17 protein-coding genes and 1 other RNA gene are annotated in these 19,126 nt (G+C 35.5%); 7 read left to right on the top strand and 11 right to left on the bottom strand.

What is annotated here, in order from left to right:
* Nucleotides 1-6 precede the first annotated feature (6 nt).
* The 4 genes from rnc to purD all read left to right on the top strand — a co-directional run bounded on the left by rnc (nucleotide 7) and on the right by purD (nucleotide 5,165).
* Nucleotides 7-684 carry a ribonuclease III gene (gene rnc / locus J4T76_RS01755; protein ID WP_416380331.1) on the top strand — a complete coding sequence of 226 codons (678 nt, stop codon included), beginning with the start codon at nucleotides 7-9 and terminating at the stop codon, nucleotides 682-684.
* Nucleotides 681-1,586: a GTPase Era gene (gene era, locus J4T76_RS01750; RefSeq protein ID WP_267355721.1), complete on the top strand. Its 906-nt coding sequence runs from the start codon at nucleotides 681-683 to the stop codon at nucleotides 1,584-1,586. The genes rnc and era overlap by 4 nt, the downstream gene beginning before the upstream one ends.
* Before the next feature lie 607 nt (nucleotides 1,587-2,193).
* Nucleotides 2,194-3,786: a bifunctional phosphoribosylaminoimidazolecarboxamide formyltransferase/IMP cyclohydrolase gene (gene purH, locus J4T76_RS01745; protein ID WP_267355719.1), complete on the top strand. Its 1,593-nt coding sequence runs from the start codon at nucleotides 2,194-2,196 to the stop codon at nucleotides 3,784-3,786.
* An 80-nt stretch (nucleotides 3,787-3,866) separates the two neighbouring features.
* Nucleotides 3,867-5,165 carry a phosphoribosylamine--glycine ligase gene (purD, locus tag J4T76_RS01740; protein ID WP_267345249.1) on the top strand — a complete coding sequence of 433 codons (1,299 nt, stop codon included), beginning with the start codon at nucleotides 3,867-3,869 and terminating at the stop codon, nucleotides 5,163-5,165.
* 98 nt (nucleotides 5,166-5,263) lie between these two features.
* On the opposite strand, the gene J4T76_RS01735 is transcribed toward purD, so the two are convergent.
* Entirely contained in the window at nucleotides 5,264-5,602 is a 339-nt protein-coding gene (locus tag J4T76_RS01735) for a hypothetical protein (RefSeq protein ID WP_267339408.1), read from the bottom strand.
* 358 nt (nucleotides 5,603-5,960) lie between these two features.
* Here J4T76_RS01735 and rnr point away from each other — a divergent pair, with 358 nt between their 5' ends.
* The 3 genes from rnr to J4T76_RS01720 are packed head-to-tail and all read left to right on the top strand — an operon-like array spanning nucleotide 5,961 to nucleotide 9,805.
* A complete protein-coding gene (gene rnr / locus J4T76_RS01730) occupies nucleotides 5,961-8,423 on the top strand; it encodes a ribonuclease R (RefSeq protein WP_267339407.1) in 2,463 nt (820 codons plus the stop codon).
* On the top strand, nucleotides 8,424-9,176 hold the full coding sequence (gene rlmB / locus J4T76_RS01725) for a 23S rRNA (guanosine(2251)-2'-O)-methyltransferase RlmB (protein ID WP_267339406.1): 753 nt from the start codon (nucleotides 8,424-8,426) through the stop codon (nucleotides 9,174-9,176).
* A gap of 14 nt (nucleotides 9,177-9,190) precedes the next feature.
* Entirely contained in the window at nucleotides 9,191-9,805 is a 615-nt protein-coding gene (locus tag J4T76_RS01720) for a hypothetical protein (protein ID WP_267345252.1), read from the top strand.
* A 151-nt stretch (nucleotides 9,806-9,956) separates the two neighbouring features.
* On the opposite strand, the gene J4T76_RS01715 is transcribed toward J4T76_RS01720, so the two are convergent.
* From J4T76_RS01715 to epmA, 10 genes are all read right to left on the bottom strand, one after another.
* The gene (locus J4T76_RS01715) at nucleotides 9,957-10,124 is read right to left on the bottom strand and encodes a hypothetical protein (RefSeq protein WP_267345253.1); all 168 of its coding nucleotides are present in this window, start codon (nucleotides 10,122-10,124) and stop codon (nucleotides 9,957-9,959) included.
* 571 nt (nucleotides 10,125-10,695) lie between these two features.
* Entirely contained in the window at nucleotides 10,696-12,159 is a 1,464-nt protein-coding gene (locus J4T76_RS01710) for a catalase (protein WP_267355717.1), read from the bottom strand.
* A gap of 336 nt (nucleotides 12,160-12,495) precedes the next feature.
* The gene (locus J4T76_RS01705; RefSeq protein WP_267339402.1) at nucleotides 12,496-13,041 is read right to left on the bottom strand and encodes a 5-formyltetrahydrofolate cyclo-ligase; all 546 of its coding nucleotides are present in this window, start codon (nucleotides 13,039-13,041) and stop codon (nucleotides 12,496-12,498) included.
* 32 nt (nucleotides 13,042-13,073) lie between these two features.
* A non-coding RNA gene (ssrS, locus tag J4T76_RS01700) (6S RNA) lies at nucleotides 13,074-13,255 on the bottom strand.
* 65 nt (nucleotides 13,256-13,320) lie between these two features.
* Nucleotides 13,321-13,605, bottom strand: coding sequence for a cell division protein ZapA (zapA, locus tag J4T76_RS01695; RefSeq protein ID WP_267339401.1), 285 nt, complete (start codon nucleotides 13,603-13,605; stop codon nucleotides 13,321-13,323).
* A gap of 7 nt (nucleotides 13,606-13,612) precedes the next feature.
* A complete protein-coding gene (gene dxs, locus J4T76_RS01690; RefSeq protein WP_416380332.1) occupies nucleotides 13,613-15,475 on the bottom strand; it encodes a 1-deoxy-D-xylulose-5-phosphate synthase in 1,863 nt (620 codons plus the stop codon).
* Between the two features lie 15 nt (nucleotides 15,476-15,490).
* A complete protein-coding gene (gene ispA, locus J4T76_RS01685) occupies nucleotides 15,491-16,360 on the bottom strand; it encodes a (2E,6E)-farnesyl diphosphate synthase (RefSeq protein ID WP_267339399.1) in 870 nt (289 codons plus the stop codon).
* On the bottom strand, nucleotides 16,353-16,598 hold the full coding sequence (gene xseB / locus J4T76_RS01680; RefSeq protein ID WP_267339398.1) for an exodeoxyribonuclease VII small subunit: 246 nt from the start codon (nucleotides 16,596-16,598) through the stop codon (nucleotides 16,353-16,355). The genes ispA and xseB overlap by 8 nt, the downstream gene beginning before the upstream one ends.
* Before the next feature lie 151 nt (nucleotides 16,599-16,749).
* Nucleotides 16,750-18,096: a DNA recombination protein RmuC gene (gene rmuC / locus J4T76_RS01675; RefSeq protein ID WP_267339397.1), complete on the bottom strand. Its 1,347-nt coding sequence runs from the start codon at nucleotides 18,094-18,096 to the stop codon at nucleotides 16,750-16,752.
* Between the two features lie 2 nt (nucleotides 18,097-18,098).
* Nucleotides 18,099-19,073: an elongation factor P--(R)-beta-lysine ligase gene (gene epmA / locus J4T76_RS01670; protein WP_267339396.1), complete on the bottom strand. Its 975-nt coding sequence runs from the start codon at nucleotides 19,071-19,073 to the stop codon at nucleotides 18,099-18,101.
* Between the last annotated feature and the right edge of the window lie 53 nt (nucleotides 19,074-19,126).

The raw sequence follows: 19,126 nt of genomic DNA, 5'->3' as shown, positions 1-19,126 counted from the left end.
GTAATGATAATGAAAAAATTTAGTCAAATACAACAATCAGTTGGTTACCAATTTAATAATTTATCCTTATTAGAATTAGCACTGACTCATCGAAGTGCTAACAAATTGCATAATGAACGTTTAGAGTTTTTAGGTGATTCAATTTTAAGTTTTGTGATTGCTAATGAACTGTATGAACGTTTTGTCAAACAAGATGAAGGCGATTTGAGTCAAATGCGCGCTACACTTGTTTGTGGGCAAACACTGGCTGAAATGGGTAAAGAATTTAAATTAGGTGATTATCTTATCCTTGGTCAAGGTGAATTAAAAAGTGGCGGTTTTCGTCGCGACTCGATCATTTCCGATGCGGTTGAAGCCATTATTGGTGCCATTTATTTAGATAGCAATATCGAAACTGTACGACGCTTAATTTTGACTTGGTATCAAACTCGATTGAATCAGATTCAACCAGGTATTAAACAAAAAGATGCCAAAACACGTTTACAAGAATATTTACAAGGCATTCATTGTGAGCGCCCATGTTATTTAATTCTCGAAGTAACGGGTGATAATCATGAGCAAGAATTCTTAATTCAATGTAAACTTGAGAATGATAGTCGTGAATATTTAGGGCGAGGTCTAAGCCGTCGCAAAGCCGAGCAAGCTGCTGCTCAAGAAGCACTTAATCAATTAGGTATAAAATGACAAAAGCAACACAACATTGTGGATTTGTCGCCATAGTAGGTCGACCAAATGTGGGTAAATCAACATTATTAAATCGACTACTAGGCCAGAAAGTTTCTATAACATCGCGTAAAGCGCAAACTACGCGCCACCGTATTGTTGGTATTGATACTCAAGATAATGATCAAGTTATTTATATTGATACTCCGGGCTTACATATTGAAGAAAAAAGAGCTATTAATCGCTTAATGAATCGTGCTGCAAGCAGTTCAATTGGTGATGTCGAATTAGTTATCTTTGTTGTTGAAGGAACCCATTGGAATGATGACGATGAAATGGTTGCCAACAAACTTAAAGATTGCAAATGCCCAGTATTGTTGGTTATCAATAAAATTGACAACGTTATCGATAAAACTCAACTATTACCACATATTCAAGAAATTAGCCAAAAAGTTAATTTTGTTGATGTAGTGCCAATTAGCGCTGAAAAAGGTGATGGCATTGACATTATAAGAAAAATTGTTAAAGAACATTTGCCAGAAGGCGAACATCATTTTCCTGAAGAGTATATTACCGATCGATCTCAACGTTTTATGGCGTCCGAAATCATTCGTGAAAAGTTAATGCGTTTTTTAGGTGATGAATTACCATACTCTGTGACTGTTGAAATTGAGCAATTTAAAGTTGATGAACGCAATGGAATGTATCGTATTAACGGGTTAATATTAGTTGAAAGAGATGGTCAGAAGAAAATGGTTATCGGCAACAAAGGTGAAAAAATAAAAAAAATCGGTATAGAAGCCCGTAAGGATATGCAGTCATTTTTTGATAACAAAGTACATTTGGAACTTTGGGTCAAAGTTAAAGCTGGCTGGGCCGATGATGAGCGCGCGTTACGTAGCTTAGGATATAGTGATGATTAATTGAAATTTAGTAAAAAATCAGGTAAATATTTTGCCTGATTTTTTATTAATAGCTATTCTTAAACGTTGTGTTTTTTAATATTTATTTCTAAAAAATTTTAATCAATAAACTTAATCTCTCTATTCGAAAACCTAATTTAATGGGTTAATCTCCATTCTTAATAGTAAAACTTAACTAAAAATTCAGCCATAGTTTGAAGGGTATTTTTTATTATATCGTTAATTTGTTTATAATAGCATGATTACCATGTTTACGATAATTAAGCTTATTTAATCGTACTTATCGGATTTCTGCCAATATTAAAAGTACAAGTGATTATAGTCATAGAGGCAATTTTTCCTAGATAACAGCATTATATTCTTTGTCATTAGCATTTTCCCCACTAAATGGATCATTCGTAGATACATTTCATTATGTAAATTTTGCAGGTTAATAATAAGGTAATCATAAATAAGACAGGTTATTTTTATAATTCTTGCCTATGAAAATAATATAATTCAAATGTTTCGATTTTTTTTAAGGAGTTAATACTAAACATCGTTTCTGATTTTATATATAATATCCACTTACAGACTTGGATTTAGAATATAAATTTCGGAGTTTTTCATGCAGCAGTTTCGTCCTATTCGCCGTGCTTTACTTAGTGTTTCTGATAAAACGGGTATTATTGAATTCGCCAAAGCATTATCAAAAAGAAATATTGAACTCCTTTCTACTGGTGGCACCGCCAAATTATTAATCGACCACCATATTCCAGTCATTGAAGTGTCCGATTATACGGGTTTTCCAGAAATGATGGATGGACGCGTCAAAACTTTACATCCCAAAATACATGGCGGCATTTTGGGGCGTCGAGGAATAGATGATCAAGTCATGCAGCAACATCATATCGACGCTATAGATATGGTCGTTGTAAATTTATATCCTTTTGAAAAAACAGTTGCCAACGCTAATTGTACTTTAGAAGAAGCGATAGAAAATATTGATATTGGTGGACCAACGATGGTACGCTCCGCTGCAAAAAACAACAAAGATGTCGCTATTGTAGTAGATTGTCGGGACTATAGTACAATCATTGATATGTTGGATGAACAACAAAATTGTTTATCTTTTAAATATCGATATAACTTAGCAATAAAAGCATTTGAATATACTGCTAAATATGATGGTATGATTGCCAACTATTTTGGCAAATTGGTTCCCCCATATTATGGTGAAACCGAAAAGCCAGCAGGAAAGTTTCCACGAACCTTAAATCTTCAATTTGTTAAAAAACAAGATTTGCGATATGGTGAGAATGCTCATCAAAAGGCAGCTTTTTATATTGAAGAAAATTTTGAACAAGCTTCTATTGCTACAGCTAAACAGCTACAAGGCAAAGAATTATCTTACAATAATATTGCTGATACGGATGCAGCGCTAGAATGTGTGAAATCCTTTGATGAACCAGCTTGCATAATTGTTAAACACGCTAACCCATGCGGTGTTGCTGTAAGTAATAATATTTTAAATGCCTATCTTAATGCCTTTAAAACCGATCCAACTTCTGCCTTTGGTGGAATTATTGCTTTTAATCGACAGTTGGATGCTAAGACTGCTCAGACAATCATTGATAAACAATTTGTTGAAGTGATTATTGCACCGTCAATCAGTACTGATGCGTTGGCTGTTACACAAACTAAAAAAAATGTGCGTGTGCTTGAATGTGGTAAATGGTCAACGTCGTCATTAGCCAGCTTGGACTTCAAGCGCGTTACTGGAGGTTTGTTAGTGCAATCGCGTGATATGGATATGATTTCACCCGAACAACTAACAGTAGTCACCAAGCGACAGCCAACTGAGCAAGAGCTTTCAGATTCACTATTTTGTTGGAAAGTGGCTAAATTTGTAAAATCGAACGCGATTGTTTATGCAAAAAATAAAATGACCATTGGTATTGGTGCAGGGCAAATGAGTCGTGTGTACTCCGCTAAAATTGCAGGAATGAAAGCACAAGATGAAAATCTGGAAGTTGCTGGTTCTGTCGTTGCTTCTGATGCATTTTTTCCATTCCGTGATGGTGTTGATGCAGCTGCGGCTGCGGGGGTAACTTGCGTAATTCAACCAGGAGGATCGATTCGTGATGAAGAGGTTATCCAAGCTGCGAATGAACATGATATTGCGATGATTTTTACCAACATGCGTCATTTTAGGCATTAATGCATTTTTTAAGTTTGTTTTATCTTTATTAAAATTACATTGGTTATCTTCTTAAGGAAGAAGCATATAAAGGATCTTTTATGAAAGTATTAGTGATTGGTAATGGTGGGCGTGAACATGCGTTAGCTTGGAAAATAGCACAGTCTCCATTAGTATCTAAAGTCTTTGTCGCTCCTGGAAATGCAGGGACTGCACTTGAATCAGGTCTGGAAAATATTAATATTAAAGCCACGGACGTTAGTGGATTATTAAATTTTGCTCAGCAAGAACAAATTGATCTTACCATTGTTGGTCCTGAAGCACCTTTAGTTATTGGCGTTGTTGACAGTTTTCAAAAGGCGGGATTAAAAATCTTTGGTCCAACAAAATCGGCATCACAACTTGAAGGTTCGAAAGCCTTTACAAAAGATTTTTTAGCACGACATAACATCCCTACCGCTGAATATCAGAATTTTACTGAAGTCGAACCAGCTCTTGCTTATATACATGAGAAAGGCGCACCAATTGTGATTAAAGCGGATGGTTTAGCTGCGGGTAAAGGTGTTATTGTGGCGATGACACTTGAAGAAGCTGAAGCTGCTGTAAAAGATATGTTGGCTGGTAATGCTTTCGGTGATGCTGGGCATCGTGTGGTTATTGAGGAGTTTTTAGAAGGTGAAGAAGCCAGCTTCATTGTTATGGTTGATGGCAAACATGTCGAACCAATGGCAACTAGTCAAGATCATAAACGCGTTGGTGATGGTGATACTGGCCTTAATACTGGTGGTATGGGAGCATATTCCCCAGCACCGGTTGTGACCGATGAGGTTTTTGCTAACATCATGAATCAAATCATTTATCCAACCGTCAATGGTATGGCACAAGAAGGTAATGTGTATGTTGGATTTTTATATGCTGGTTTGATGATTGATAAAGAGGGAAATCCCAAGGTTATAGAATTTAACTGTCGCTTTGGTGATCCAGAAACCCAACCGATCATGATGCGTTTGCAATCAGATTTAATCAAATTATGTTTAGCTGCCGTTGATGGTAAATTAGATACCGTAAAATCAAAATGGGATCCTAGACCTGCACTCGGTATTGTAATGGCCGCAGGCGGTTACCCAGGCGACTATAATACGCAAGATGAAATCATTGGATTACCAACCGAATCCTCCTTAGATTGCAAAGTATTTCATGCCGGTACCAGTTTTGAAAAAGGGCAAGTATTTACTAATGGAGGACGCGTATTATGTGTTACCGCTTTAGGAAATACAGTATTAGATGCTCAACAACGTGCCTATCAGCAAGTGAATAATATACGTTGGCACGGTTGCTTTTATCGTCATGATATTGGTTATCGAGCTATTGAACGTGAAAAACTCGATCATAGACAGTAATATCATCTAAATTTAATGGGTCAAGGCGTTCGAGAACGCCTTAGCATTAACAATAACCTTGATGAGAAATTTGAAAGTTAATGAAAATACCAACTTTTTTAATAACTAAACAGAGACAGAACGGCTAAAGTTGCTCCTAAAACAATGATATTATAAATACCATAGGCTCTAATAAAATAGGCAACAGGAGGTGAAAAAATAGGTAAATACGAAGCTAAAATGCATAAAAAGATAGAGATAAATAAATATTTAGACCAATTATCGAGCTGTTTATTCCAAAAAAATAATATAAATACAGTGATAACTGATAAAATAAGGCTAAAAAAAGCAAACCTTAATTGCTCAAAAGTGAACATATCAAGCCAGCTTTCTGCTGAATAGTTTACAAGACCCGCAACTAACCCACCAGGTAATATTACAAAAGTCCAAAGAATCATTTAAAATACAAACAATTGTTTTTTTCATGTTTATCCGTATTGCTTGATTTTTGACATTCCTAGCTAAGTTATAGCTATTTAACATTATATTTTATATCAATATTAAGTCGATATATAGCATATTGGTATCATTTGATTGATAAACGTAAATTAACCTATAAATGCTCGATTGCTGTTGGTGTAGAATTGACTAAATCTTAACATCAGCTTTTTGTGTTTACCAATATTAATAATTCATTAATAAAAATTAAAAATAAATTAAGATTTCCCTGATTGTTGTTGATAAATTGAATGTTCATTTTAAGTTATATCACTCTGTGTTATGCTAGCAATAATATTAGATCACAGGATGTTATTTATGATAAAAGATCCTTTCTTTGATAGAGAATCAGAAAAGTATGATTCTCCAATTGCCAGTCGTGAACTTATTTTAGATTATCTTAAACAAGAAGCGAAACCTGCAAATTTAGAAAAGATTGCCCAAGCTGTTTCAATAAAAGACGATGAGCAAAAAGTAGCTTTACATCGTCGTCTTCGAGCGATGGAACGTGACGGACAAGTTGTATTTACCCGTCGCAAATGTTATGCCTTACCTGAAAAGTTCGATATGGTTAAAGGGAGTGTAATTGCACACCGTGATGGCTTCGGTTTTTTGCGAGTAGAAGGTACTCCAGAAGATTATTTTTTATCACCCGAACAGATGAAAAAAGTGTTACAAGGTGATGTGATCTTAGCTCAACCAATGGGGACGCAACATCGTGGTAAAATTGAAGCACGTGTAGTGCGAATTTTAGAACCTCGCAGTAATTTTATCGTTGGACGATATTTTATTGAACAAGGTGTTGGCTTTGTCGTGCCGGATGACAGTCGGTTGAATTTTGATATATTAATTGTTGGTAAAGCGCATCGTACTGTGCGTATGGGATCAGTAGTGGTTGTTGAATTACAGCAACGTCCTGAGCGTCGTCAGAAAGCGGTAGGGACCATTAAAGAAGTGCTTGGTGAAATTATGGGAACCAACCTTGCTATTGATATTGCGCTTCGTAATCACGAAATTCCTTATGAATTACCTAAAACAGTGATAATAGAGACCAGCAAATTTACTGAGCAAGTTCCAGAAAACGCCAAAAAAGGCCGTAAGGATTTGCGCGAATTACCTTTAGTTACCATTGATGGCGAAGACGCCCGTGATTTTGATGATGCTGTTTATTGCCAAAAAAATCGTGGTGGAGGCTATCGTTTATGGGTTGCTATTGCGGATGTGAGTTATTACGTCCGACCAGGTAAGGCTTTAGATACAGAAGCATGCTTACGCGGTACATCAGTCTATTTCCCCTCTCGTGTGATTCCTATGTTGCCAGAAGTGTTATCTAATGGGCTTTGTTCATTAAATCCGCAAGTTGATCGCTTATGTTTGGTGTGCGAAATGACGGTGTCAAATAAAGGTCGTCTAACTGGTTTTGAGTTTTACGAAGCCGTGATGAATTCTCATGCAAGATTGACTTATAGCAAAGTAGCCAAAATTTTAGATGGTGATAAAGAATTGCTTGAACATTATCGTGATTTAGTGCCACACCTTAAAAACTTGCAAGGTCTTTATAATGTACTAGATAAAGCTCGTATTGCACGCGGTGCGATAGGTTTTGAGTCCGAAGAGCCAAAATTCATTTTTAATGCTGATAAACGTATTGAAAGCATTGAACTGACTCAACGTAATGTCGCTCATAAAATTATTGAAGAGTGTATGATTTTAGCGAATGTAGCTGCTGCAAAATTCGTCATTAAAGCGGATGTTCCGTCTTTATTCCGAGTACATGATAAACCTGATGAAGAGCGCATGAATAATCTGCGCAGTATTTTAAGTGAACTAGGGTTGTCCCTTGGTGGTGGTCCAAATCCTAAACCAAAAGATATTGCAGAGTTAATGGTTGCTGTTGAAAAGCGTTCAGATCATGAAATGCTACAAACTGTTATTTTACGATCAATGAAACAAGCTATTTATGATCCAGAAAATCGAGGCCACTTTGGTTTGGCGCTGGAAGAGTATGCACACTTTACTTCGCCTATTCGTCGTTATCCCGATTTACTGTTACATCGAGCTATTAAATGGATCTTGGCTGACCAAAATCATAAAACCAGTAAAACTGGTGGTTATCGTTATAATACTAGTGAAATGCTTTACTTTGGTGAACACTGTTCAATGACTGAACGACGAGCTGATGAAGCCGTGCGTGATGTAGTGGACTGGCTCAAATGTGATTACATGCAAGATCATCTTGGAGAAGTGTTTAATGGAACAATTTCAAGCGTCGTTAATTTTGGATTCTTTGTTCGTTTGGATGATTTGTTTATTGACGGTTTGGTTCATGTCTCTTCACTTGAAAATGATTATTATAATTTTGATGGCTCACGCAATCGCTTAATTGGCGAAAATACTCGTTTCATATATCGTTTGGGCGATAAAGTACAGATTAAAGTCGATAATGTGAACCCTGAAGAACGTAAAATTGATTTTTCGTTAGTAGGCAGTAATAATAAGCCGAAACGTCAAGGTAAAACAGCTAAAGATAAAACTAAACAGGATAAAATTGATTTAAGTGCAGATTTACCAATTAAACGAAAAGCTAAAAAATCATCCAGTAAAAAAAGAAGCGATAATGCTAGCACTAAAGCTGAAAATAAAACAAAAAGCAACGGGAAACCAAAAGCGATAGTAAAAACTAAAGCTAAATCCAAAAATAAAAAGAGAACAAAGAAAAACAGTACATTAAAATCGACCAGTAAAAAAATTACGAATAAAAAGACAAAGAGTAGCAAATAAATGAGTGAAACAGTTTATGGTATGCACGCTATTGAAGCATTATTAGCGCGCTCACCGGAAAGAATTATTGAGGTATTTATTATTAAAGGGCGTGAAGATAAACGTCTAATTGCCCTTGTTCATCAATTAGAACAACTGGGATTGCCAGTTAAAATAGCGAATCGTCAGTGGTTGGATGAAAAAACCAAAAATGGTGTTCACCAAGGCATTTTAGCTATGGTTAAACCAAATCGTGGTTATCAAGAAAATGACATTCCACTACTGATGGAGCAGCAATCCAATCCTGTTATCTTAATTTTGGATGGCGTGACTGATCCTCATAATTTAGGGGCATGTATTCGTACTGCCGACGCAGCAGGTGTAAGTTTTATTATCGTTCCAAAAGATCGCTCAGCACCTCTTAATTCTACTGCTCAAAAAGTAGCCTGTGGTGCAGCAGAAAGCATTCCAGTTGTGAGAGTAACAAATTTAGCCCGCACCATGCGGATGCTACAAGATGAATACCAAGTTTGGATTGTTGGTACCGCTGGTGAAGCTGATAGAACACTTTATCAAACTGAATTTTATCAATCATCGACCCCGACGTCATTAGCTTTGGTTATGGGGGCAGAAGGTGAGGGAATGCGTCGTTTAACAAAAGAACATTGTGACGAATTAGTGAGTATTCCAATGTCAGGTATTGTCTCTTCGCTTAATGTATCGGTCGCGACAGGTGTTTGTTTATTTGAAATTGTGCGCCAGAAGAACAAATAGTAAGTAGGAGTAATATGCTAGGATTGCTTAAAAAACTATTACCAATCAAAAAAGAAATTTCTGCGCTTTCAGGGCGAGATCTTCATGGTCGTAATAATGTTGGTTATCCTACTATCCAAATTTCACGCGAAATTGATAATGTAGTAAGAACACAATACAAAGCCATCAGACCGATTATCAATTTGTATAAGGATACCTTGTTTTTTAAATGGGGGCCAAGTGTTATAAATGATCAATTAACCGATGAACAACTCGCCAATTTATCAGGTCGCAATTTACAAATGGTCTATTTGTTATTATTTCGTGACATGCTTCGGTACCTTTCTGAATTAGTTACGTTAAAAAATGTACCCGAAAATTGGCCAGAAGTTTTTGCCCAAACAGTATTGGATAATTGTCGAATGCTTTGTGATGCAGATGACAATGATATTGCAAAAAAACAACAATTATTTGCTAAAACTGAACGTTATGCCGTGGATGTATCTATTGATGAAAAAAATTTTGATAACACCGAAATCCCAAACTGGGCAGTACCTATTGCTGAACTGATTATGATTCCGTCAGATATGATCTACAAATGTCATCGTCCATTAATAACTGCTATCCAAAAACGAAACAAACATAGTTAATGGTATTTTTATAAAAATAATTAAATGAATCCTTTAGATAGGATTCATTTTTTGCTTCTTTTATTCCCTTTGTTTAAAAATTCCCACTCTATAAATTTTGCAATTTGTATTTGCAAAAATACCAACTAGGTAGCAAATTTATTTCAATTGACTATTCTTTAACGGTCGAAATGCTATCGATAAATTTCCAAATTAGTGTACGAACAGTACGCAATAAAATTGATGCTTTTTTACAAAAAAGATGTATACCCGTAATTTCAATAGTCGTAATAAAGGTTTTATCATCAATGCCACACAAGCACAAAAACAGTAAGTTCATAATGCACTATTAGGGATATCTATTTCACTTTTTTAAGGATACACGTCAATTTGATTTGTTGCTGTCAATTGCTTTGTCTCCCTGTCCAACTATTTTAAACCATAAACAAAACGCTAATTTGTTCTGCAACAACTTGCTCTAATTTCCACTGAATATCAATGAATGTTGTTCGCATTATATTGAGAATTTATACGTAGTCTGTGGATTCTTTTAATGTATCTGAGCTTGTTGGGCATAAAATATTTCATCTTCAGATATTACTTCTTAGGATAATTGTACATCATCAGAATTAATAAATTCTACAAACCTTTGCAGCGCTATTTTATTTTCCTTAATTGAAATAAATTACCTTTCTTGTATTTACCAATACTATTTGGATTTGTCACTTCTTTAAAAAGGAAAATACCAAAGGTATTGGTTGTTTAATTATCATTAAAATAAATATTTTCACTCATGTCGTCTTCGCCATAACAATCAGTTATATTGACTATTAATCAGCGGAGTTAAATTGACTCATATTACCTAATAAAATAATACCGGCTAAATTTAGCCGGTATTATTATTTGATGCATTAACTTTTGATTAAATCAACATCAATACCTAATCCTTTAGCAATACCTGAACCATAATCAGGATGAACTTTATAGAAGTGTTGAAGTTGTCTAATTTGAATATCGCGATCAACACTTTTCATTGAGCCGACAATATTGTCAATAAGCAACTGTTTTTGATCGGGATGCATTAAATTGAACAAAGCTCTCGGTTGTGAATAGTAATCATTATCGACCCTATGATCATACCTATCCATAGCATCCGTTGGTGGTACATGCATTGGTGGTTCGGCATATTGTGGTTGTTGTTTTGGTGCACTATCGATGCTGTTAGGTTCATAATTAGGTGCATTATCTACACTGTAAAAACGCATTGAACCGTCACGTTGATAATTGTGAACTGGACATTTTGGCGCATTAATTGGTAACTGCTGATAATTGGTACCTATACGATAGCGGTGCGCATCGGCGTAAGCAAAAACTCGTCCTTGTAACATCTTATCTGGTGATAAACCAACACCCGGTACGATATTACTTGGCTCAAATGCCGCTTGTTCAACTTCGGCAAAATAGTTTTCTGGATTACGGTTAAGTTCCATCACACCTACTTCCATTAAGGGATACTGTTTTTGTGACCAAACTTTAGTGACATCAAATGGATTCTCGGGATGATTATTGGCCTGTTCTTCGGTCATTACTTGCATATAAAGTCGCCATTTTGGATAATCACCTCGTTCAATTGCCTTAAATAAATCTTCTTGTGCTGAATCGGGATGAGTACCATCCATTTCAGCAGCAACTTTTGGATGAATATTTTTAATGCCTTGTTCAGTTCTAAAATGCCATTTAACCCAAGTTCGTATACCATCTTTATTGATAAGACTATAAGTATGGCTACCAAAACCATGCATATGACGATAACCATCTGGAATTCCACGGTCAGAAAATAAAATAGTGACTTGATGCAATGATTCCGGTGATAAAGACCAAAAGTCCCACATCATTTGTGGATCTTTTAAGTTGGTTTTCGGATCGCGTTTTTGGGTATGAATAAAATCCGGAAATTTGAGTGCATCACGAATAAAAAACACAGGTGTATTATTGCCGACAATATCCCAGTTACCTTGATCGGTGTAGAATTTTATCGAAAATCCACGCGGATCTCGAGCCGTATCAGATGAGCCTCTTTCCCCTCCCACAGTTGAAAATCGAGCAAATACTGGAGTTTGTTTGCCAACATTGGCGAAAATACTGGCATATGAATATTGGGTAATATCTTTGGTGACCGTAAAAGTTCCATGTGCGCCTGAGCCTTTAGCATGTACACGGCGCTCCGGAATGTTCTCGCGGTTAAATTGAGCAAGTTTTTCGATGAGTTGAAAATCATCAATCAAAACTGGACCACGTGGACCTGCCGTGCGTGAGTTTTGATTATCGGAGATAGGTGCCCCATTATTGGTGGTTAAGACTTTTTTTTCTGACATTGCAATACTCCTTTTTTATTATATAAACGTTGTAAGTAAACTAATTACTTACCTAATTGAGATCTGAATATAACGTTACTAAAACAAAAAACTGGAACGGTAATGCGTGTTAAAAGCGCAGAAATAAAAAAATATGCATAGTGAGATAACGAATTAAACCAACAAACCAAGTTAAAAAACTAGCTTCAAATTGTCGATAATGGTGTCACAAATTCATTCTCTCAGTTTTACAGCTAATAGTAATGCAATTGGTTCATGCTGATAATTATATCAGAAAACTAGGCATAATAATGCTCTGTTTTGCTAAATTATTGGCAATATTACTTTTCGATAAGATTAAGCGTAGATGATTTCGGGAAGCTTGATATCCCATGGTTGGTTATCAATATGTGGTACTTTTTGGCAGGCAAAAGCTAGGCCGATAGGCAAAATTTTCTGGCTTTGATAATTCGCTAACATACGGTCATAAAATCCTCCGCCCATACCTATACGATATCCTCTTTCATCAAAAGCAACCAGTGGCGTAAAAATGATATCTAATTTATGATGAGGTAATACATTAAGAACATTTAGAGTTGGTTGCAGTATATTGAATTTATTTTTAATTAAAGAGGTTTGTGGGGTATATTTTAAAAAAAGTAAATGCGTAGAAACAAATGGATGTATAACGGGTAAATAGACAGATTTATTTTGTTGCCATAAATATTCTATAATTGATTTAGTATCGACTTCACCATCAACTGATAGGAATATAGCTATATTTTGGGCTAATTTTATATCTTGGTGTTGGAGGATTTGTTGATAAATAGCATGCTGCGCATTAACGCGTTCAATTGGAGAGAGTTGACGTCTTTTTTGGCGTATAGTCTGTCTAATATTCATCAGTTATCACTGTGAGAATAAAACAAGATAAAAACACTCCAAGATGTCGTTTAGGGTCGTAACCCTTGAACCCAAGGTTCAAGGTGAACAACATGTTTCGATTTTTAGGTTTCCTTACGAGTAAGGCATACACACCAATCAAAAGTCACATCGTTCTAATATAAAGAATATCGGCTCAGGGGACTAACCCACATCGCGAACATCCCAGAGATGCATATAATATTACAGAATTTAACAAATGATACAAGGAGGTTTTTATCAAATTTACAAATAAAAACATTAATTGTTGGTATTCAAAGCAGAATCAAGCAATTGTTGCAGCATTTTTAGTCTATGGCTAAATTCGTTACTTTTTTCTTTTTCCTTTGTTAATTCATAAGAAATATTAAGCGCTGCGGTCATGATTAGTTGTTCACTACCTATTTGTGGAGATTTTTCACGCAAATGAGATAATCGCTCATCCAAATCTTTTGCAGCATTGGTTAGTGCGTCAACTTCATCAACCGGACAATTGAATTTTAATGTACGTCCAAAAATTTGAATAGTGACAGCTTGAGTTTCCATATTTAACCTATTGATTTATAAATTCATTAATTTTTTCTATAATGTGTTCACCGTTTAATCCCATCTCTTTTCTTATCTCATTTTGAGATCCTTGAGGAATAAACTTATCTGGTAATCCAATATTTAAAATATCACATTTTATTTTTTTAGATAATAAAAATTCACAGACGCCACTTCCTGCACCGCCTTTAATGCTATTTTCTTCTACAGTGACAAGTATATTATGAGTTTGGCTAATGTGCAAAAGGACTTTTTCATCTAATGGTTTAACAAAACGCATATCTATGACTGTAGCATTAATTTTTTTACCAGCCTGTAAAACTTCAGGTAGTAATGTGCCAAAATTGAGTAAAGCTATATTTTCACCTTCGATGCATAATTTTGATTTTCCAATTGGTATGGTTGCTAGTGGCTCTAATTGCACACCTTTACCTTCACCGCGAGGATATCGCACAGCTACAGGACCATTATGCAAATAACCTGTATAAAGCATTTGTCGGCACTCATTTTCATCACTTGGCGTCATTATGACAAAATTAGGTATGCAACGCATGAAGCTTAGATCAAATGACCCTTGGTGGGTTTCACCATCAGCACCAACAATACCGGCTCTGTCTATAGCAAATAAAATTGGTAAGTTCTGAATGGCAACATCATGAATAACTTGATCATAAGCACGTTGTAAAAAAGTTGAATAAATTGCAACGACCGGTTTTAAACCACTAATAGCAAAACCAGCAGCAAGCGTCACTGCATGTTGCTCAGCGATGGCCACATCAAAAAACTGATCAGGATAAAGATTGGCAAACTTAGTCATACCTGAACCTTCGCTCATTGCTGGAGTGATAGCCATTAGTTGTTTATCATGGCGTGCCATTTCACATAACCAATCACCAAAAACTTGTGAATAGGTTGGTGTAATTTGGTTAGCTGCTGGCAATATTCCATCATTAGGATTAAATTTCGGTACACCGTGCCACAAAGTTGGATTTTGTTCTGCTGGTGCATAACCTTTACCTTTTTGAGTAATAACATGAAGCAATTGTGGGCCTTTTAATTGCCGAACTTTTTGTAAAGTGGTTACCAAACTTTCAACATCATGTCCATCAACAGGACCAATATAATTAAAGCCAAGTTCTTCAAATAAAATTGCCGGCGTCATTAAGCCTTTTAAATGTTCTTCGGTTTTTTTTAATAGTTCTTTCAATGGTGGAATATTAGCAAGCACTCGTTTGCCGCTTTCACGGAAAGCGGTGTAGGTTTTACTTGATAGTATTTGAGCTAAATGTTGATTAAGTGCACCAGTATTTTCTGAAATTGACATATCATTATCGTTAACAATAACTAACATGTTGGGTTTAATATGCCCAGCATGATTCATTGCTTCAAAAGCCATACCAGCGGTAAGGGCACCATCACCAATAATTGCCACTACCTTCTGCCCAGATTGTTTTTTTTGCTCACTAATAGCAATACCTAATGCGGCACTGATAGAAGTCGAAGAATGACCTGTTGTTAAAACATCATATTCGCTTTCATTACGGTGTGGAAATGGATGAAGTCCACCTTTTTGCCGTATTGTGAGCATTTGATCACGCCGACCAGTTAAAATTTTATGAGGATAAGCTTGATGGCCAACATCCCAAATAATTTTGTCAAAAGGAGTGTGGTAAACATAATGCAGTGCTACTGTTAATTCAACCACCCCCAGTCCTGATGCTAAATGTCCACTGGATTTACTCACACAATTTAACAAAAATTGCCTTAGTTCACGACAAATTTCAGGCAGTTGAGATTGAGGATAACACCGCAAATCCTCTGGGAAATTAATTTTTTTTAATAAGGGATAATTATCCAAATTCATTTTTATCATTAAGCCATTATGTTAACTATTTCGATTTATAATAAAACTAGCAAGATCTTGTAGTTGTTGGCTATTATAAGGTATTTGATTGAGACTATCGATAGCCTGATCGTATAACTGTTTTGTCATGTCTATAGCTGCTTGTAGACCTAATAAAGCAGGGTAAGTACTTTTTTCATGGATAATATCGGAGCCTTTAGGTTTGCCCATAATAGCTTGTTCACCAATAACATCTAAAATATCATCCTGTATTTGGAAGGCAAGTCCAATTGCTTGAGCATAACTATCAAGCAAGGGATAATATGGTTTGCTTATCTCGCCACTGGCAAACGCACCTAATCGAACCGCTGTTTTAATTAATACCCCAGTTTTGTAGTTGTGGATCTTTTGTAAATGTTCCAAGGTAATAGTTTGGTGCTCTGCTTGCAAATCAAGAGACTGTCCTAAGCACATACCCGTTAACCCACTAGCATTAGCAAGTTCAGCAATCATATCAATTTTAACTTGATTATTCAGATATTGGCTTTCAGATAATAAGCTAAAAGCTAATGATTGTAATGCATCACCAGCAAGTATCGCTTCAGCATGTCCATATTGAATATGACATGTAGGTTTTCCGCGTCGAAGGTTATCATTATCCATTGCAGGTAAATCGTCATGAATTAATGAATAAGTATGTATCATCTCAATTGCAGCAGCAGCCTCATCTAATCTTGATAACGGACAATTGAACATTTGTCCAGTTAAATAGACCAGTATTGGACGAATTCGCTTACCGCCGGCTAACAAGCTATAACTCATAGCTTGTTGCAATTTAGAAGAAGGGAACTGAGTAATATATGTCGCTAAGAACGTATTAATCCGCTCTTGTAATGGTTTTAAATTATTCATTATTATCGGTTAAAAATTCAGATAGTTCTGCATCACTATTTTCAGATAATAATATCTGAATGCGTTGTTCCGCTTGTTGTAATTGCTTTTGACCCGATTTAGCTAATTTAACACCTTTTTCAAACTCATTCAATGCTTCGTCTAATGGTAAATCGCCATTTTCTAATTGTGCAACGATGATTTCAAGTTGTTTAAGGGTCTCTTCAAAACTTGGTTCAGTAACTTGTTTTTTAGCCATATTTTATTCCTTGTTGTACAAAATGAGTATACACGTATTTTCAGTAAAGTGAATTAAGATGTTTTTTATACTCAAACATATGCACTACCTGAAACTTCTTGACAAAAAATCAACAAGGTTGATTTCATTGGTTAGCCATCACGGTAAATCATTAATCTTTATTTTTGTTAAGATTATCTACAGAAAATGATGCTATGTCTGGATTAATAGGTTTTTTAACTTCAACTCCTAATTCTCTAAATTGCTCAATTTGACCTATAATATTACCGCGACCTTTGGATAGTTTATTAATAGAATTTTGATAAGTTTGTTGAGCTTTATCAAGGGTATTACCTAGATTTTCCATATCTTCCACAAAACCGCGGACTTTATCATACAATTTACTTGCTTTATCTGCAATTAGCTCAGCATTACGATTTTGGTGCTCATAACGCCACAAATTATGAATCGTGCGTAAGGCAACCAAAAGGGTGGTTGGGCTGACAATCATAATGTTATTTTTGAGTGCATCATTGATTAATGATGGATCATGATCAATGGCACATAAAAATGCCGGTTCTACTGGAATAAACATTAATATATAGTCTAAAGAATTAATACCAATTAACTTATGATAATCTTTTTGACTAAGTTGCTTTAGATGGTTACGTACCGCAGTTAAATGATCGGATAATGCTTTGCTTTTTATGAATTCTTCGTCATTATTAAAATAACGTTCATAGGCAACCAACGTCACTTTAGAATCAATAACCACATCTCTCCCTTGAGGTAGATGTACGATGACATCAGGCTGAAGACGTTGGTTATTTTCATTGGTTAAATTAACCTGAGTATCATATTCATGACCCAATCTTAAACCGGAATTATCAAGTATTTGACTAAGTATAAACTCTCCCCAATTTCCTTGGATCTTATTGTTACTTTTTAAAGCGTTAGTAAGATTGGATGCCTCTTTAGTCATTTGTTGATTTAATTGCTGTAAATTACGGATCTCATAAGTAAGCGTATGGCGTTCTTTTGCTTCTTCGCCAAAACTATCTTGGACTTGCTTTTTAAAGCTTTCTAATTGTTCCTTTAATGGCGATAATAAGAAATTAAGGCTTTGTTTATTTTGTTGTTCAATTTTTTTACCGCTGTGCTCAAATATACGATTCGCTAAATTTTCAAACTGAGTGGTAAGTCGTTGTTCACTTTGCTCTAGTACTGTCTGGCGTTCATGAGCTGCATTACGCGTTTCTTCTAAACGTGTTTTTAGTTCACTAATAGTAGCAAATTGTTCGATATTTTGTTGTCGATGTTCGTTTAATTCACTTTCAAGCTGATTTACTTCATTAGTTAATGTTTGATTCTCTTGTTTTAACTGAGAAAGTTGTAAATTAAATAGTTGATTTGAATTACTAATAACCAGCAGTGATTTAATCAATAAAATTAAGAGAATTAAGGATACTAATCCAAGCACAATGGCGATCCACTCAATTAGTCCTAAATGACTTATCATCGCTAGGCCCTTTCAAAGGTAAATGAAATTACATCATCAAGTTTCATTGAATCAAGCGCTAACATGATCAAACGATCTAAACCTACTGCCACTCCGGCACAGTCAGGTAGACCATTTTCCATTGCAGCTAATAGCTCAATATCGATCTCTTGTTGAGGTAGATTAAGATTGAGCCTATCTTGATTGTTTTGTTCAAAACGCAGCCTTTGTTCTTGTGGATTTGTTAATTCTTTAAAACCATTCGCAAGCTCTACACCTTTGTAATAAAATTCAAAGCGACCAGCAACACGATGATCTTCGCTGTTAATTGCAGCTAATGCTGCTTGTGAAGCAGGGAAGTTATACACGGCAATCGGTTTATCATGACCAATATGTGGCTCTACACCAAAAGTAAATAAACATTGCAATAAACCATCTTTATCGAACTCTTCTGTTTTAATTCCAATATTTAACTGATTAATAGTGTTCACTAATGTTGCATAATCAGCCTCTAAGGGATCAATATTAAGATGACGTTGAAACGCTTTTTGATAAGAGATACGTTCCGCTGGTTCACAATCCAAAATTGTTTGTAATAGATCATCAACTTCATTGATCATTTGCATCATATCAAACTGAATTCGATACCATTCGAGCATAGTAAATTCAGGATTATGAAAATCGCTGATCTCTTCATGATTGCGAAAACATTTGCATATCTGATAGATTGGACCACTGCCCGCAGCTAATAAACGCTTCATGTGATATTCAGGGCTAGTAATTAATGACATCTTTCGCCCAAGTTGTTGATCGAATTCACCGGGTCTAAAAAAAGTAGTAGAGAAAGAACTTAAATGCACATCAGTAACAGCATATTGGCTTAAAGTTGGCGTTTCGACTTCCAATATGCATCGATCGGTAAAAAATTGTCGTATTTGTGAAATAATTTTTGCGCGCTTAAGTAGATTATTGATAGATGCGGAAGGTTGCCAAGTCATAAAAAATATCCATGGATTTTGATAAATTACTGAAAAAGAAAAATAGGGCTTAA

The organism is Gilliamella sp. B3022 (genome assembly GCF_028751545.1).
GTDB lineage: Bacteria > Pseudomonadota > Gammaproteobacteria > Enterobacterales > Orbaceae > Gilliamella.
Note: the sequence above shows the minus strand (reverse complement) of the source record. Positions and strands in the feature narration are given on the sequence as shown.

What these genes read in the sequence shown, in the direction of transcription:
- era (WP_267355721.1), top strand. Translation starts at nt 681, where the DNA reads ATGACAAAAGCAACACAACATTGTGGATTTGTCGCCATAGTAGGTCGA.
- purH (WP_267355719.1), top strand. Translation starts at nt 2,194, where the DNA reads ATGCAGCAGTTTCGTCCTATTCGCCGTGCTTTACTTAGTGTTTCTGAT.
- purD (WP_267345249.1), top strand. Translation starts at nt 3,867, where the DNA reads ATGAAAGTATTAGTGATTGGTAATGGTGGGCGTGAACATGCGTTAGCT.
- J4T76_RS01735 (WP_267339408.1), bottom strand. Translation starts at nt 5,602, where the DNA reads ATGATTCTTTGGACTTTTGTAATATTACCTGGTGGGTTAGTTGCGGGT.
- rnr (WP_267339407.1), top strand. Translation starts at nt 5,961, where the DNA reads ATGATAAAAGATCCTTTCTTTGATAGAGAATCAGAAAAGTATGATTCT.
- rlmB (WP_267339406.1), top strand. Translation starts at nt 8,424, where the DNA reads ATGAGTGAAACAGTTTATGGTATGCACGCTATTGAAGCATTATTAGCG.
- J4T76_RS01720 (WP_267345252.1), top strand. Translation starts at nt 9,191, where the DNA reads ATGCTAGGATTGCTTAAAAAACTATTACCAATCAAAAAAGAAATTTCT.
- J4T76_RS01715 (WP_267345253.1), bottom strand. Translation starts at nt 10,124, where the DNA reads ATGAACTTACTGTTTTTGTGCTTGTGTGGCATTGATGATAAAACCTTT.
- J4T76_RS01710 (WP_267355717.1), bottom strand. Translation starts at nt 12,159, where the DNA reads ATGTCAGAAAAAAAAGTCTTAACCACCAATAATGGGGCACCTATCTCC.
- J4T76_RS01705 (WP_267339402.1), bottom strand. Translation starts at nt 13,041, where the DNA reads ATGAATATTAGACAGACTATACGCCAAAAAAGACGTCAACTCTCTCCA.
- zapA (WP_267339401.1), bottom strand. Translation starts at nt 13,605, where the DNA reads ATGGAAACTCAAGCTGTCACTATTCAAATTTTTGGACGTACATTAAAA.
- ispA (WP_267339399.1), bottom strand. Translation starts at nt 16,360, where the DNA reads ATGAATAATTTAAAACCATTACAAGAGCGGATTAATACGTTCTTAGCG.
- xseB (WP_267339398.1), bottom strand. Translation starts at nt 16,598, where the DNA reads ATGGCTAAAAAACAAGTTACTGAACCAAGTTTTGAAGAGACCCTTAAA.
- rmuC (WP_267339397.1), bottom strand. Translation starts at nt 18,096, where the DNA reads ATGATAAGTCATTTAGGACTAATTGAGTGGATCGCCATTGTGCTTGGA.
- epmA (WP_267339396.1), bottom strand. Translation starts at nt 19,073, where the DNA reads ATGACTTGGCAACCTTCCGCATCTATCAATAATCTACTTAAGCGCGCA.